This is a genomic window from Streptomyces sp. NPDC042371 (assembly GCF_056437465.1).
In genome coordinates this window covers 341,738-354,595 of record NZ_JBWKAP010000004.1, presented here as the reverse complement: position 1 = coordinate 354,595, position 12,858 = coordinate 341,738, and the positions used below count along the sequence as shown (strand labels likewise).

Here is a 12,858-nt window from a genome sequence, read left to right as displayed (position 1 = left end):
GCGCCCCCGCCCCGCCCGGGGTGGGGGCGCCGCTACGTGCACGGGGCACTTCGGGACCCCTGCGGGCCGGGCCCGCCGCTCACTCCTCGTGCTTCGCCCGGCTCGGCTGCACCCGCTTCGGCTCCCCCGGCATCTTCGGGTACTCCGGGGGATACGGCAGGTCGCCCAAGCCGTGGTCCCGCTCGTCCTTGTCCGCCAGGGCCAGGAGCGCGTCGAGCGAGTGGGCCTGGCCGTCCATGCCCGCGTGGAGGTCGCCGACCTCGGCGAAGCGTCCCGGCATGGTGGCGAGGTCGAAGTCCTCGGGGCGGGCGTCCTCGACCTCGTCCCACCGCAGGGGCGCGGAGACCGGGGCGTGCGGGCGGGCACGGAGGGAGTAGGCGGAGGCGATCGTGCGGTCCCTGGCCGTCTGGTTGTAGTCCACGAAGATCCGCTCCCCCCGCTCCTCCTTCCACCACGCCGTCGTGACCGCGTCCGGCATCCGCCGCGCGAGCTCCCGCCCGACCGCGATCGCCGCCCTGCGCACCTGGGTGAAGGTCCAGCGCGGCTCGATGGGCACGAAGACGTGCAGCCCGCGGCCGCCCGACGTCTTGGGCCATCCTTCGAGGCCGCCGAACTCGTCGAGCACCGCGCGGAGTTCATGGGCGGCCCGGACCGCGTCCGCGTAGTCGGTGCCGGGCTGCGGGTCGAGGTCGATGCGGAGTTCGTCGGGGTGGTCGAGGTCGTCGCCGCGCACCGGCCAGGGGTGGAAGGTGAGGGTGTTGTACTGGGCCGCCCAGATGGCGGCGGCCACCTCGGTGGGGCACATCTCGTCGGCGGTGCGGCCACTGGGGAAGGCGATGGTGGCGGTGGGGATCCAGTCGGGGTGGTTCTTCGGGACGCGCTTCTGGTAGAAGAACTCGCCCGCCGCCCCTTCCGGATAGCGCTGCAGGGTGGTGGGGCGGTCGCGGAGCGCGCGGAGGATGCCGGGGCCGACGGCCACGAAGTACTCGGCGACGTCGAGCTTGGTGAAGCCGCGCTCGGGGAAGACCACCCGGTCCGGGCTGGAGAGGCGCACCGTCCGCTCCCCCGTGTCGATCTCCACGGCTGCGCTCCTGCCCTTCGCTGCACCCATGCGAGCCACGCTAGGCGCCTCCGTCATTCTCCGCACATCGGGCCCCCGGGGGTCCTAGAGCCACCGCCAGGAGGTCTTTGGTCACCACCTGTGGGGTCTTCCGGCGGGTGGCCTCCGGCAAACGTCCTCGCCATCGCGTCGCTGCCGCTCCTGGCCGCGTACCTGGCCCGCGACGGAGCCACGACACCTGAGGGATTCGTGATCGAGACCCACGGCGCGGGCGGCCACAGCGCTCCACCCCGAGGCGCCCTGCGGCTCGACGCGGAGGGCGAACCCGTCCGATCGGCTACCGCTGCCCCGCCGAACCGGAGGCCGCCTTCCCTCGCAAGGGCGGCTCGGCCGCCGACACCGAGGGCCGCCTCTGCCTGTGCAACGGGCTGCTGGCCACGGTCGGGCTCGGCCAGCGCCACCCCTCCGGACGCGACGAACCACCGGTCGTCACCCTGGGCCAGGACCTGGATTTCCCGGCGGACCTGAGCCCGGGCGGCGGCGCCTACCGGGCCGTCGAGGTGGTGCAGTGGCTGACAGGACGGGGCCCGATTTCGCAGGTGGTCCCGCCTTCGGCAGGATGGGGGCCATGACCGAGATCCGCACCCCCCGCCTCATTCTGCGTCGCTGGCACGACGACGACCTCGCGCCCATGGCGGAGATCAACGCGGACCCGCGCGTCATGCAGTGGGTCGAGGGCGGTCCCGTGCATGACCTGGACGACACCGCGGAGGCCATCAAGCGCTGGGAGGAGGAGTGGGACGACGAGGGCTTCGGGCTCTTCGCCGTCGAGCTCCTCGCCTCCGGCGAGCTCGCGGGCTTCACCGGCCTTTACGTTCCCGAGTTCCTGCCCGAGGTCCTGCCCGACATCGCGATCGGCTGGCGGCTCGGCTCCCAGTTCTGGGGCCAGGGCTACGCCTCGGAAGCCGCGCAGGCCACCCTTGAGTTCGCCCTCCAGGACCGCGGCCTCGACCGCGTCATCAGCATCGACCGGATCGGCAACGAGGCCTCGGCCAACGTCGTACGAAAGCTTGGCATGGTCCCGGACCGCGAGACCACCCACCCGGTCTCCGGCCACCCGCTGCAAGTCCACTCCATCGACCTCACCGAGTACGAGGCCTGAACCGAGAACCGCCTCGGCACTGTCCGGGGCGTCGCTGACCTGGCCTTTCCGGGCCCGCGCTGAACAGGCGGACCGAGTGCACCCCGCATAGATTTGAACCATGGATCTGCCGGTGATGCCGCCCGTGAAGCCCATGCTCGCCAAACCCGTGAAGAAGATCCCGCCGGGTATGCAGTACGAGGCGAAGTGGGACGGGTTCCGTGCCATCGTCTTCCGTGACGGCGACGAGGTCGAGCTCGGCAGCCGCACCGGCAAGCCCCTCACCCGCTACTTCCCCGAGCTGGTGGCCGCTCTGCGCGAGCGGCTGCCGGAGCGGTGCGTGCTGGACGGCGAGATCGTGATCGCCAAGGAGGGCCGCCTCGACTTCGACGCGCTCACGGAGCGCATCCACCCCGCCGCGTCCCGCGTGGCGACGCTCGCCGAGCGCACGCCCGCCTCGTTCGTGGCGTTCGACATCCTCGCCCTCGCGGACGAGGCGCTGCTCGACGCACCGCTGGCCGACCGCCGCGCCCTGCTGGTGAAGGCGCTGTCGGGCGTCACCGCGCCCGTTCATCTGGCGCCTGCGACCACGGACCCCGACGTGGCGCAGGTGTGGTTCGAGCAGTTCGAGGGGGCGGGCCTCGACGGCGTCATCGCCAAGCCGCTCGACCTGCGCTACCGCCAGAACGAACGCCTCATGTTCAAGATCAAGCATGAGCGCACTGCGGACTGCGTGGTCGCGGGCTACCGCTTCCACAAGAGCGGTCCCATCGTCGGTTCGCTGCTGCTCGGGCTGTACGACGACGGGGGCGCCCTGCAGCACGTGGGCGTGTGCGCGGCGTTCTCGATGAAGCGCCGCGCCGAACTCGTCGAGGAGCTTGAACCGCTGCGGATGGAGTCCGCGGCGGGCCATCCGTGGGCATCCTGGGCAGACGAGGCGGCGCACGAGACGGCCCGCATGCCCGGCGCCCCGAGCCGCTGGTCGGGCAAGAAGGACCTGTCCTGGGTGCCGCTGCGCCCGGAGCGGGTCTGCGAGGTGGCGTACGACCACATGGAGAACGGGCGGCGCTTCCGCCACACGGCCGCCTTCCGCAGGTGGCGCGCCGACCGGGCCCCGGAGAGCTGCACGTACGCACAGCTGGAGCAGCCGGTGCGGCACGCCCTCGACGACGTACTGGGCTCGACGGGCTGACGGGCAGACGGGCAGACGGGCAGACGGGCAGACGGGCTGACGGGCTGACGGGCTGACGGGCTGACGGGCTGACGGGCGGGGCCTCACCGTCACGTCACACACCACACCGATCACGCCAATGTTCGATTCCGCTCCCACGCATCTTCCGCCCCTCCGAACGTGACCGTATGCTCCTGCGCCTGACACGTCAGTTACCGACGGTAAGGGGGGGCGGGGCATGGGGCACAGTCGTGCCGAGGGAAGCACGCGGCGGGGGTTCGTCGCGGGGGCCGCGGCGGTCGGCGGGGCGGCCGCGCTGGGAGTGGGAGCAGGGACACTGCCTGCTGCGGCAGCCGCGCCGGGAGCCGCGGACACGCCGCGGGGCAAGCCGTCCGTGGCGGTCCTCGGCGGCGGTGTCGCCGGGCTCACCGCGGCCCACGAGCTGGCGGAGCGCGGCTTCGCGGTCACCGTCTACGAACGCAGGGCGCTGGGCGGCAAGGCCCGCAGCATGGACGTGCCGAACAGCGCGAAGGGCAACCGCAAGCCGCTGCCCGGCGAGCACGGCTTCCGCTTCATCCCCGGCATTTACCACAACCTCCCGGACACGATGCGCCGCATCCCCTTCCCCGGGAACGCGAACGGCGTGTGGGACAACCTGATCGCACCCCGCGAGATGTCGTTCGCGCGCACCGGCCGCGAGGACATCCGGCTGCCGATCCCGTGGCCGGGCCACGATCCGGAGAAGCTCACCCTGGACGACATCCGACGGGCGCTCACCGCCCTGGTCGACACCGCGTCCAACCTCCCGGCCCACGAGGCCGCGTACTTCGTGAACCGCGCCCTCGTCTTCTTCACCAGCTGCGACGAACGCCGGGACGACGACTGGGAGTCGACGCCCTGGTGGGAGTTCACCCGCGCCGAGCGGATGTCCGAGGACTACCAGCGCATCCTCGTCATCGGTGTGACCCGCAACATCGTGGCGACCAAGGCCGAGGAGGCCAGCACCCGCACCGTCGGCACGCTCGGCGAGGCCTTCGTCCTCAACGCGCTCGGCCAGGGCGCGGACGGCCCGCCCGACCGCATCCTGAACGCGCCGACCAACGAGGCGTGGATCGACCCGTGGGTCACCCACCTCAAGTCGCTCGACGTGGAGTTCCGCATCGGCTGGACCGTGCGCGAGCTGGCGTTCGGCGACGGGCGCATCACCAAGACCGTCGTCGAGGACCCCGACGGCACACGCCGTGACATCACCGCCGACCACTACGTCCAGGCCATGCCGGTGGAGCACGCGCGCCGCACGTGGAGCGCCGCGATGAAGGCGGCCGACCCGCAGCTGGCGCGGTGCGACAAGCTGGAGACGGACTGGATGACGGGCATCCAGTTCTATCTGACGGAGCGCCCGCCCGTGGTGAAGGGCCACTTCAACCTCATCGACTCACCCTGGTCCCTGACCGGCATCGCCCAGGCGGGACACTGGCCCGAGCGGGACTTCCCTGCCGACTACGGCGACGGCGTCGCCGTCGAGTGCCTGTCGGTGGACATCTCCGAATGGGACAAGCCGGGGATCCTGTACGGCAAGACGGCCAAGCAGTGCACCCGCGAGGAGGTCGCCAAGGAGGTGTGGGCGCAGCTCAAGGCCGCCCTCAACGACACCGGCAGGACGGTGCTCAGCGACAGCAAGCTGCACTCGTGGTTCCTCGACCCGGGCGTCGACGGGCTCGGCACGCCGAACCCCACCAACGAGGACCAACTCCTGATCCACCCCGTGGGCACCTTCCACAACCGCCCGTCGGCCGCCACGAAGATCCCGAACCTCTTCCTTTCGGGCGACTACATCTCCGTGGACATCGACCTCGCGACGATGGAGGGCGCCAACGCGTCGGCCCGCCAGGCCGTCAACGCCCTGCTCAAGCAGGTGGGTTCGGAGCACGCGCCGTGCACGGTGACGCCGCTGTACCGCGTCCCCGAGGTCGAGGCCCTCAAGCGCCACGACCGCACCCGCTACCGGCTGGGGCTGCGCAACGCCCTCGATCTGGGCTGACCATCTCCCGCAGAACAACGTAGGGAGCGTTTCGCCCTGTGAGGGGATGCGGTTCCGGCCGCGTTCGGGGTAGGACTTCCGCATGAGACGGCGGACGCGTACACGGACCGGGACCGGGGCGGCGGTGGCGCTCGTGCTCGCCGCCCTGGTGTCCGGCTGCACGATCGAGCCCGCCGACGGCAAGAGTCCGTCGGCGGGAAAGGGCGGCGACGTGCTCGCCGTGAAGGTCGACAACGTCGGCCCGGCCCGGCCGCAGACCGGTCTGGACGCCGCGGACGTCGTCTATGTCGAGCAGGTGGAGGCGGGGCTCAGCCGGTTGATGGCGGTCTTCGCATCCCGCCTGCCGCCCGTCGTCGGCCCGGTGCGCAGCGCGCGCGAGACGGATCTCGAACTGCTGCGGCAGTTCGACCGCCCCGCGCTCGCGTTCTCCGGAGCGCAGTCCAAGCTCCTGCCGCTGATCGCCGACGCGCCCCTGCGGGCGCTGCCGCCCGGCAAGGCACCCGCGGGCGCCTACTACCGGGGCGGCGGGAAGCCCGCGCCGCACAATCTCCTCGTACGCCCGGACGCCCTGAAGGTGAATCCGCGTGCGGGCGCCTTGGCCGACGCCGGATTCCGGTTCGGCCCGCGCCCAGCGGGCGGCACACCGCAGACCACGCGGACGGTCCGCTTCCCCGCCGCACGCTTCACCTTCAACTGGGTTGAGTACGAGGGACGTTGGCGCATCGCGATGGACGGCGAGCGGGCGCGGACGTCCGGCGGCAAGGAGCTGAGCGCCTCGACGGTCGTCGTGCAGTACGTGAAGGTGCGGCCGTCGCGCTTCCACGACCGCTCGGGCAGCGTCTCACCGTTCACCGAGACGGTCGGCCAGGGTTCCGCGAGCGTCTTGCGGGACGGGCGCGCCTACAAGGCGCGGTGGAAGCGCCCGTCGGCCGAGAGCGGCACGGAGTTCACGACGGCCGACGGCCGTCAACTGCCGTTCGCGAAGGGGCAGGTGTGGGTCGTGTACGCGAAGGCTTGAGCGCCGTCAGTCCGCGCCGGGCCCCGCGGACGGTGCCGCGGCCGGTGCCAGGGGGTCACGCAGCTGCTCCGCCGCGTCCGCGACCCGCTGGATCAGGTCGAGGAAGACGGACTGCTCCTCGGCGGAGAGCGGGGCGAGGAGCACCTGGTTCATCCGGGCGGTCCGCACGGTCAGCCTGGCGTGCGTGCGCAGGCCCTCGTCGGTGACGCGCAGCAGGCAGCGGCGGCCGTCCCGCGGGTCGCGCACCTTGGCCAGCAGCTCCCGGCGGATCAGCCGGGCGACGACCTCGGCGATGGTGGACCGGTCGAGGCCCACCCGCTCCCCCACCGTGCGCTGGTCGAGGCCCGGTTCGGCGACGAGGGCGTTGAGGACGGCGTACTGCGGCGAGGTGATCTCCTCGGACACCATCGTGTTCCACAGGAGGTGATGCGCCTGTTGCAGCCGTCGGGCGAGGTGCCCGGGGTGGGTGGCGAGATCCACGGCCCGCATGGGTTCGCTCCCTTCAGATCAGTTTCCGTCGGTGCACTGAACGATATCTCCCCACCCCTCTCAACTAGCCACCTCTTGCAAGGTAGTTGTCATCAACCTATCCTCGCCGGAATAGTCAGTGCCCTGATCAATGAGGGATGTGAAAGGGGAGGCCGCGCGGATGGACAAGGTGGTGGCCACGGCTGCCGACGCGGTGGCCGACGTCCGTGACGGTGCGTCGGTCGCGGTCGGCGGATTCGGGCTGAGCGGCGTGCCGAACGAGCTGATCCGCGCACTGCACGCGTCCGGCGCGTCGGACCTGCGCGTCGTGTCCAACAACTGCGGGGCGATGGAATCGGGCCTCGCCGTGCTCCTGGCCGCGGGCCGGATCGCCCGCGTGACCGGCTCCTACATCGGCTCCAACAAGGAGTTCGCGCGGCAGTACCTCAGCGGCGAGCTGGAGGTCGAGATGATCCCGCAGGGCACGCTCGCCGAGCGGCTGCGGGCGGGCGGCGCGGGCATCCCCGCGTTCTACACCCCGGCCGGAGTGGGCACCCAGGTCGCCGACGGCGGGCTCCCCCTGCGCCACGACGGGCACGGCGGGGTCGCGCTCGCCTCCCCGGCCAAGGAGGTGCGGGAGTTCGACGGCATCCCGTACGTCCTGGAGCGCGGCATCCGTACCGACTACGCGCTGGTGCGCGCCGCCAAGGGCGACCGGCACGGCAACCTCGTCTTCAGCAGGTCCGCCCGCAACTTCAACCCGCTCGCCGCGATGGCCGGACGCGTGACCGTCGCGGAGGTCGAGGAGCTGGTGGAGCCGGGCGACATCGACCCGGACGCGGTGCACCTGCCGGGGATCTTCGTCCACCGGGTGGTGGCGCTCACCTCCGAGCAGGCGGCGGAGAAGCGGATCGAGCGGCGGACGGTGCGCGGCTGATGGCCTGGACCCGGGAGGAGATGGCCGCTCGCGCCGCGCGCGAACTCCGCGACGGCCAGTACGTGAACCTCGGCATCGGTCTGCCCACGCTGATCCCCAACCATCTGCCGCCGGGCGTGGAAGTGGTCCTGGAGTCGGAGAACGGCATCCTCGGCGTGGGCCCCTACCCCACCGAGGCGCAGGTCGACCCCGATCTGATCAACGCGGGCAAGGAGACCGTGACCGTGCTGCCCGGCGCCTCCTTCTTCGACTCGGCGCTCTCCTTCGGGATGATCCGCGGGGGCCACATCGACGTCGCCGTGCTGGGCGCGATGCAGGTCTCCGCGCGCGGGGACCTCGCCAACTGGGCGGTACCCGGCAAGATGATCACCGGGATCGGCGGGGCGATGGATCTCGTGCACGGCGCCCGCACCGTCATCGTCGTCATGACGCACACCGCGAAGGACGGCTCGGCGAAGATCCTCGACGAGTGCGCGCTGCCGCTGACCGGCATGGGCTGCGTCGACCGGATCGTCACCGACCTCGGGGTCCTGGAGGTGACGGGGCCCGGTCTAGAGCTGGTCGAGGCGGCGCCGGGCGTCACCGTCGAGGAGATCGCCTCGAAGACGGCGGCCGAGGTGCACGTCCCGGACGGCTTTCCGTCGTGAGCGCGCGCCGTCGGTGACATCGCGCTTCTCTGACACCGCCACTACCTCGTACGGAGCCACAAGAGATGACCCTCACCACTGCCGGAGCGGCCGCCGAACACCACCCGCCCCGCGACCATCCGCCGTACCGCAGCAGTCGGCTGCGCCACCCCAAGCGGCCGTTGGTCCCGCTGCGCGACCCGGAGGCGGTGGAGCTGAGCGGCCCCGCGTTCGGCGTCACCGACGTGGCCGCCCTGGACAACGACCTGACGCGGCAGCATCCGGGCGAGCCGCTGGGCGAGCGCATCACCGTGAGCGGCCGGGTGCTCGACCGCCGAGGGCGGCCCGTACGCGGCCAGCTCGTCGAGCTGTGGCAGGCCAACGCCTCGGGCCGGTACGCGCACCAGCTGGACCGGCACCCGGCACCGCTCGACCCCAACTTCACGGGCTTCGGACGCTGTCTGACCGACGACGACGGCGCGTACTCCTTCACGACCATCAAACCGGGCGCCTATCCGTGGCGCAATCACACCAACGCCTGGCGCCCCGCGCACCTGCACTTCTCCCTCTTCGGCACGGCGTTCGCCCAACGCCTGGTGACACAGATGTACTTCCCCGGCGACCCGCTCTTCCCGTACGACCCGATCCTGCGCTCCGTGAGCGACGAGTCGGCGCGGCAGCGCCTCGTCTGTGCCTACGACCACGACCTGTCCGTCCCCGAGTGGTCGCTCGGCCACCGCTGGGACATCGTCCTGGACGGCCCGTCCGCGACGCTCTTCGAGGAGGAGGACGACCACTGATGCCCGCTCCCACGCCCTCCCAGACCGTCGGACCCTTCTACGGCCATGCGCTGCCCTTCCCGCGCGGCGGCGAAGTGGCGCCCGCCGGGCACCCCGACACCATCACACTGCACGGTCACGTGTTCGACGGCGAGGGGCAGCCCGTGCCCGACGCGCTGATCGAGACCTGGCAGCCCGGCCCCGACGGCGCACGCGCGGGCGTCCCCGGCTCGCTGCGGCGCGACCCCGTGACGGGGCTGGTGGCGGGGCGGGACGGCGTCGCGTTCACCGGGTTCGGCCGGGTCCCGACCGACGCCGACGGGCACTGGGCCGTGCGGACGCTGCCGCCGGGCGGCGTCTCGTACATCTCGCTTGCCGTCTTCGCCCGCGGTCTGCTGCACCACCTGTACACACGGGCGTACTTGGTGGACGAGCCCGGGGACGCGCTGCTCGGCTCCCTCGACGTGGCACGGCGGGCCACCCTGATCGCCCGGAGCGAGGCGCCCCGGACGTACCGGTTCGACATTCACCTCCAGGGGGCCGACGAGACGGTCTTCCTCGATTTCGCGACGGAGCCCGCATGAGCGGCCTGTTCGCGCCGGGCCCGGCCGACTCGCCCGCCACCGTCGCAACCTCCGAGCTGGCCTTCCTGGAGGCCCTGCTGGCCGCAGAGGCCGCGCTGACCGACGCCCGTGCCGCAGTCGGCCTGACGCCCCCGGACGCGGCGGCCGCGGTGCGGGAAGCGGCCGCGGACGTCGGCCGGTTCGACGCGCAGGACATCGCCCTCCGCGCGCGGGAGAGCGGAAACCCGGTGATCCCGCTGGTGGCGGCGCTGACAGCGGCGGTGCCCGCCGAGGTGGCGCCCCATGTGCACCGGGGCGCGACGAGCCAGGACATCCTGGACACCGCACTGGTGCTGCTGTCCGCACGGACGCTGGACCTGATCCGCGCGGATCTGGACCGCACGGAGCGCGCCCTGACTCGCCTCGCCTCCGCGCACCGGGACACGGTCCTGCCGGGCCGCACCCTCACGCAGCACGCGGTCCCGACGACGTTCGGCCTGAAGGCCGCGGGCTGGCGCTCCCTGATCCTCGACGCGCGGGACCGTCTCACCCGTGTGCGTGCGAGCCTGCCGGTCCAACTGGGCGGCGCGGCCGGTACGTTGGCGGCCTTTCGGGCGGACGGGGAGTGCGGTCGCGGAGGCGGGGCGCTCACCGCGGCCTTCGCCCGCGAACTCTCCCTGCGCGCACCCGAGCTGCCCTGGCACACGCTGCGCACGCCCGTCGCCGATCTCGCCTCCGTCCTCGCGCTCGCCACGGGCGCCCTCGGCAAGGTGGCGGCCGACGTGCTCACCCTGTCCCGCACCGAGATAGCCGAACTCTCCGAGGGCGCGGGCGGTGACTCGTCCGCGATGCCGCACAAGGCCAACCCCGTACGCGCCACGCTCATCGCCGCTGCCGCCCGCCGCGCGCCCGGCCTCGCGGCCACCCTCTTCGGCTCGCTCGTCGCCGAGGACGAGCGTCCCGCGGGCGCCTGGCACGCCGAGTGGGAGCCGCTGCGGGACCTGCTGCGGCTGGCGGGCGGCGCGGCCCGGGACGGCGCGGAGCTCGTCGAGGGGCTGCGCGTGCACCCGGAGGCGATGCGCGAACACCTCGGCCTTACCGGCGGGTTGATCGTCTCGGAGCGGGTGGCGGCCGAGCTCGCACCCGTACTCGGCGGGGCCGCCGCGAAGCAGCTGCTGACCGGTGCGGCGGGGCGCGCCCGCGCCGAGGGCCGCACGCTCGCGGACGTCCTCGCCGAGGAGCCCGCTCTCCAGGACATCGACCTCTCCGCGCTCACCGACCCCGCCCACTACACCGGTTACGCCGGTGACCTCATCGACCGTGCCCTGGAGCGACGTTGACCATCGGACCGGGCGGCAGGCTGCCGCACCACACCGTCGAGGGCGCCGGGCCCCCGCTCTTCCTCGGGACCGCCCTGGGCACCTCCATGGCCCTGTGGGACGCCGTCGTACCCGAACTCTCCGCCGCCCACCGCGTCGTGCGCTGGGACCTGCCCGGCCACGGCGGCTCTCCCGCGGACCTGATCGGCCCGGGCGCGACGGTGGCCGACCTCGCCGAACTCGTCCTCGCGCTCGCCGACTCGCTCGGCATCGACCGGTTCACGTACGCAGGTGTCTCGCTCGGCGGCGCCGTGGGGCTGCACCTCGCGGCCCGGCACCCCGAGCGGGTGGTGCGGCTCGCCGTGCTCTGCTCATCGGCGCACTTCGGCGGGGACGGGCCGTGGCGGGAGCGGGCCGCGCTGGCGCGCCGCGAGGGGCTGGCCAGGCTGGCGGACTCCGCGCCGCAGCGCTGGTTCACGCCCGGCTTCACGGTGCCCCGCCTCGTGGCGGACCTGCGGTCGGCCGACCCCGGCGCGTACGCCGCGTGCTGCGACGCCCTGGCCGCGTACGACATGCGGGGTGCGCTCGCGTCGATCGGGGTGCCCACGCTGGCCGTCGCCGGGCGCGAGGACCCGGCGACACCGCCCGCCCACGCGCGGGAGATCGCCGAAGCGGTGCCGCACGCCTCACTGGTGGAGCTCGCGGGCGCCTCGCACCTGGCACCGGCGGAGCGTCCCGAAGCGGTCGCGGAGGCGCTGCTCGCGCACTTCGGGGGCTCGTAGAGACTCCGTCAGCGCGCCCCGTACACCCGCTGCGGCACCTCCGCGTCCGCGAGCAGCTTCAGCGCCGTCTCGCCCGCCTCCGCCGGGGTCCAGCGGGCGCCCCTGTCCGCGGTCGGGCCTGGGCGCCAGCCCTCCATGACGGTGATGCGGCCCGCCTCGGCCTCGAAGACGCGGCCGGTGATCCCCGCGGAGGCGGTGGAGCCGAGCCAGACGACGAGGGGGGAGACGTTCTCCGGGGCCATCGCGTCGAAGGCGCCGTCCTCGGGGGCGGCCATCGTGTCGGCGAAGGTCTGCTCCGTCATACGGGTGCGGGCGGCGGGCGCGATGGCGTTCACCCGCACTCCGTAGGCACCGAGTTCCGCGGCGGCGACGAGGGTCAGGCCTAGTATTCCGGCCTTGGCCGCGCTGTAGTTGCCCTGCCCGACACTGCCCAGGAGGCCCGCTCCGGAGCTGGTGTTGATCACGGACGCGTGCGGGGTGCGGCCCGCCTTGGCCTCGGCACGCCAGTGCGCACCCGCGTGCTTGAGGGGGAGGAAGTGTCCCTTGAGGTGGACGCGCATCACGGCGTCCCAGGCGTCCTCGTCGAGATTGACCAGCATCCGGTCGCGCAGGAAGCCCGCGTTGTTGACCAGGGTGTCGAGGCGGCCGTACGTGTCGAGTGCGGTCCGCACCAGGGAGGCGGCGCCCTCCGAGGTCGCGATGTCGCCGCCGTGCGCGACGGCGTCGCCGCCCGCCGCGCGGATCTCCTCGACGACCTCGTGGGCGGGCCCGCCTGATCCTCCCGACCCGTCGGGTCCTACGCCGAGGTCGTTGACGACGACCCGGGCGCCCTCGGCGGCGTACGCGCGCGCGTGGGCCCGCCCCAGGCCGCGGCCCGCACCGGTGACGAGCACGACGCGGCCTTCGCAGAGCCCGGACGTGGGAGTGGCGGCTGACGTCATGGCAGAACTCCT

General features: G+C 72.9%; 12 protein-coding genes and 1 pseudogene. 10 read left to right on the top strand and 3 right to left on the bottom strand.

From position 1 onward, the window contains the following. Positions 1-79: 79 nt before the first annotated feature. Complete coding sequence (gene ligD / locus AC068B_RS14705) at positions 80-1,111, bottom strand: non-homologous end-joining DNA ligase (protein WP_478671768.1); 1,032 nt, start codon at positions 1,109-1,111, stop codon at positions 80-82. A gap of 577 nt (positions 1,112-1,688) precedes the next feature. Between ligD and AC068B_RS14700 the strand changes: the two genes are divergently transcribed. The 4 genes from AC068B_RS14700 (at position 1,689) to AC068B_RS14685 (ending at position 6,431) form a co-directional block, all read left to right on the top strand. After that, a complete protein-coding gene (locus tag AC068B_RS14700) occupies positions 1,689-2,222 on the top strand; it encodes a GNAT family N-acetyltransferase (RefSeq protein WP_478671767.1) in 534 nt (177 codons plus the stop codon). 100 nt (positions 2,223-2,322) lie between these two features. Further along, positions 2,323-3,393, top strand: coding sequence for an ATP-dependent DNA ligase (locus AC068B_RS14695; RefSeq protein ID WP_478671766.1), 1,071 nt, complete (start codon positions 2,323-2,325; stop codon positions 3,391-3,393). A gap of 217 nt (positions 3,394-3,610) precedes the next feature. Beyond that, positions 3,611-5,413, top strand: coding sequence for a hydroxysqualene dehydroxylase (locus AC068B_RS14690; RefSeq protein WP_478671764.1), 1,803 nt, complete (start codon positions 3,611-3,613; stop codon positions 5,411-5,413). An 82-nt stretch (positions 5,414-5,495) separates the two neighbouring features. Further along, positions 5,496-6,431: a DUF3048 domain-containing protein gene (locus AC068B_RS14685; protein WP_478671762.1), complete on the top strand. Its 936-nt coding sequence runs from the start codon at positions 5,496-5,498 to the stop codon at positions 6,429-6,431. A gap of 6 nt (positions 6,432-6,437) precedes the next feature. Here the strand turns inward: AC068B_RS14685 and AC068B_RS14680 are convergent, their stop codons facing one another. After that, complete coding sequence (locus AC068B_RS14680) at positions 6,438-6,920, bottom strand: MarR family winged helix-turn-helix transcriptional regulator (protein WP_478671761.1); 483 nt, start codon at positions 6,918-6,920, stop codon at positions 6,438-6,440. Positions 6,921-7,080: 160 nt separating this feature from the next. Here AC068B_RS14680 and AC068B_RS14675 point away from each other — a divergent pair, with 160 nt between their 5' ends. The 6 genes and pseudogenes from AC068B_RS14675 to pcaD all read left to right on the top strand — a co-directional run. After that, positions 7,081-7,836, top strand: coding sequence for a CoA transferase subunit A (locus AC068B_RS14675; protein ID WP_478671759.1), 756 nt, complete (start codon positions 7,081-7,083; stop codon positions 7,834-7,836). After that, positions 7,836-8,483, top strand: coding sequence for a CoA transferase subunit B (locus AC068B_RS14670; RefSeq protein WP_478671757.1), 648 nt, complete (start codon positions 7,836-7,838; stop codon positions 8,481-8,483). Before AC068B_RS14675 ends, AC068B_RS14670 begins: the two co-directional genes overlap by 1 nt. Before the next feature lie 65 nt (positions 8,484-8,548). Continuing rightward, on the top strand, positions 8,549-9,262 hold the full coding sequence (gene pcaH, locus AC068B_RS14665) for a protocatechuate 3,4-dioxygenase subunit beta (protein WP_478671755.1): 714 nt from the start codon (positions 8,549-8,551) through the stop codon (positions 9,260-9,262). After that, positions 9,262-9,825, top strand: coding sequence for a protocatechuate 3,4-dioxygenase subunit alpha (gene pcaG, locus AC068B_RS14660; RefSeq protein WP_478671753.1), 564 nt, complete (start codon positions 9,262-9,264; stop codon positions 9,823-9,825). Before pcaH ends, pcaG begins: the two co-directional genes overlap by 1 nt. After that, positions 9,822-11,144 (top strand): 3-carboxy-cis,cis-muconate cycloisomerase, encoded by a 1,323-nt coding sequence (pcaB, locus tag AC068B_RS14655; protein ID WP_478671751.1) that lies wholly within the window; start codon positions 9,822-9,824, stop codon positions 11,142-11,144. The genes pcaG and pcaB overlap by 4 nt, the downstream gene beginning before the upstream one ends. Further along, a pseudogene (pcaD, locus tag AC068B_RS14650) lies at positions 11,141-11,899 on the top strand (3-oxoadipate enol-lactonase); the annotation flags it as partial. The gene pcaB and the pseudogene pcaD, both read left to right, overlap by 4 nt. Positions 11,900-11,913: 14 nt before the next feature. Here the strand turns inward: pcaD and AC068B_RS14645 are convergent. Beyond that, positions 11,914-12,846, bottom strand: coding sequence for an SDR family oxidoreductase (locus AC068B_RS14645; protein ID WP_478671749.1), 933 nt, complete (start codon positions 12,844-12,846; stop codon positions 11,914-11,916). Positions 12,847-12,858 lie beyond the last annotated feature (12 nt).

Coding starts and splice junctions, on each gene's coding strand:
- AC068B_RS14690 (WP_478671764.1), top strand. CDS start 3,611: ATGGGGCACAGTCGTGCCGAGGGAAGCACGCGGCGGGGGTTCGTCGCG.
- AC068B_RS14695 (WP_478671766.1), top strand. CDS start 2,323: ATGGATCTGCCGGTGATGCCGCCCGTGAAGCCCATGCTCGCCAAACCC.
- pcaH (WP_478671755.1), top strand. CDS start 8,549: ATGACCCTCACCACTGCCGGAGCGGCCGCCGAACACCACCCGCCCCGC.
- pcaG (WP_478671753.1), top strand. CDS start 9,262: ATGCCCGCTCCCACGCCCTCCCAGACCGTCGGACCCTTCTACGGCCAT.
- AC068B_RS14685 (WP_478671762.1), top strand. CDS start 5,496: ATGAGACGGCGGACGCGTACACGGACCGGGACCGGGGCGGCGGTGGCG.
- pcaB (WP_478671751.1), top strand. CDS start 9,822: ATGAGCGGCCTGTTCGCGCCGGGCCCGGCCGACTCGCCCGCCACCGTC.
- AC068B_RS14700 (WP_478671767.1), top strand. CDS start 1,689: ATGACCGAGATCCGCACCCCCCGCCTCATTCTGCGTCGCTGGCACGAC.
- AC068B_RS14680 (WP_478671761.1), bottom strand. CDS start 6,920: ATGCGGGCCGTGGATCTCGCCACCCACCCCGGGCACCTCGCCCGACGG.
- AC068B_RS14670 (WP_478671757.1), top strand. CDS start 7,836: ATGGCCTGGACCCGGGAGGAGATGGCCGCTCGCGCCGCGCGCGAACTC.
- ligD (WP_478671768.1), bottom strand. CDS start 1,111: ATGGGTGCAGCGAAGGGCAGGAGCGCAGCCGTGGAGATCGACACGGGG.
- AC068B_RS14675 (WP_478671759.1), top strand. CDS start 7,081: ATGGACAAGGTGGTGGCCACGGCTGCCGACGCGGTGGCCGACGTCCGT.
- AC068B_RS14645 (WP_478671749.1), bottom strand. CDS start 12,846: ATGACGTCAGCCGCCACTCCCACGTCCGGGCTCTGCGAAGGCCGCGTC.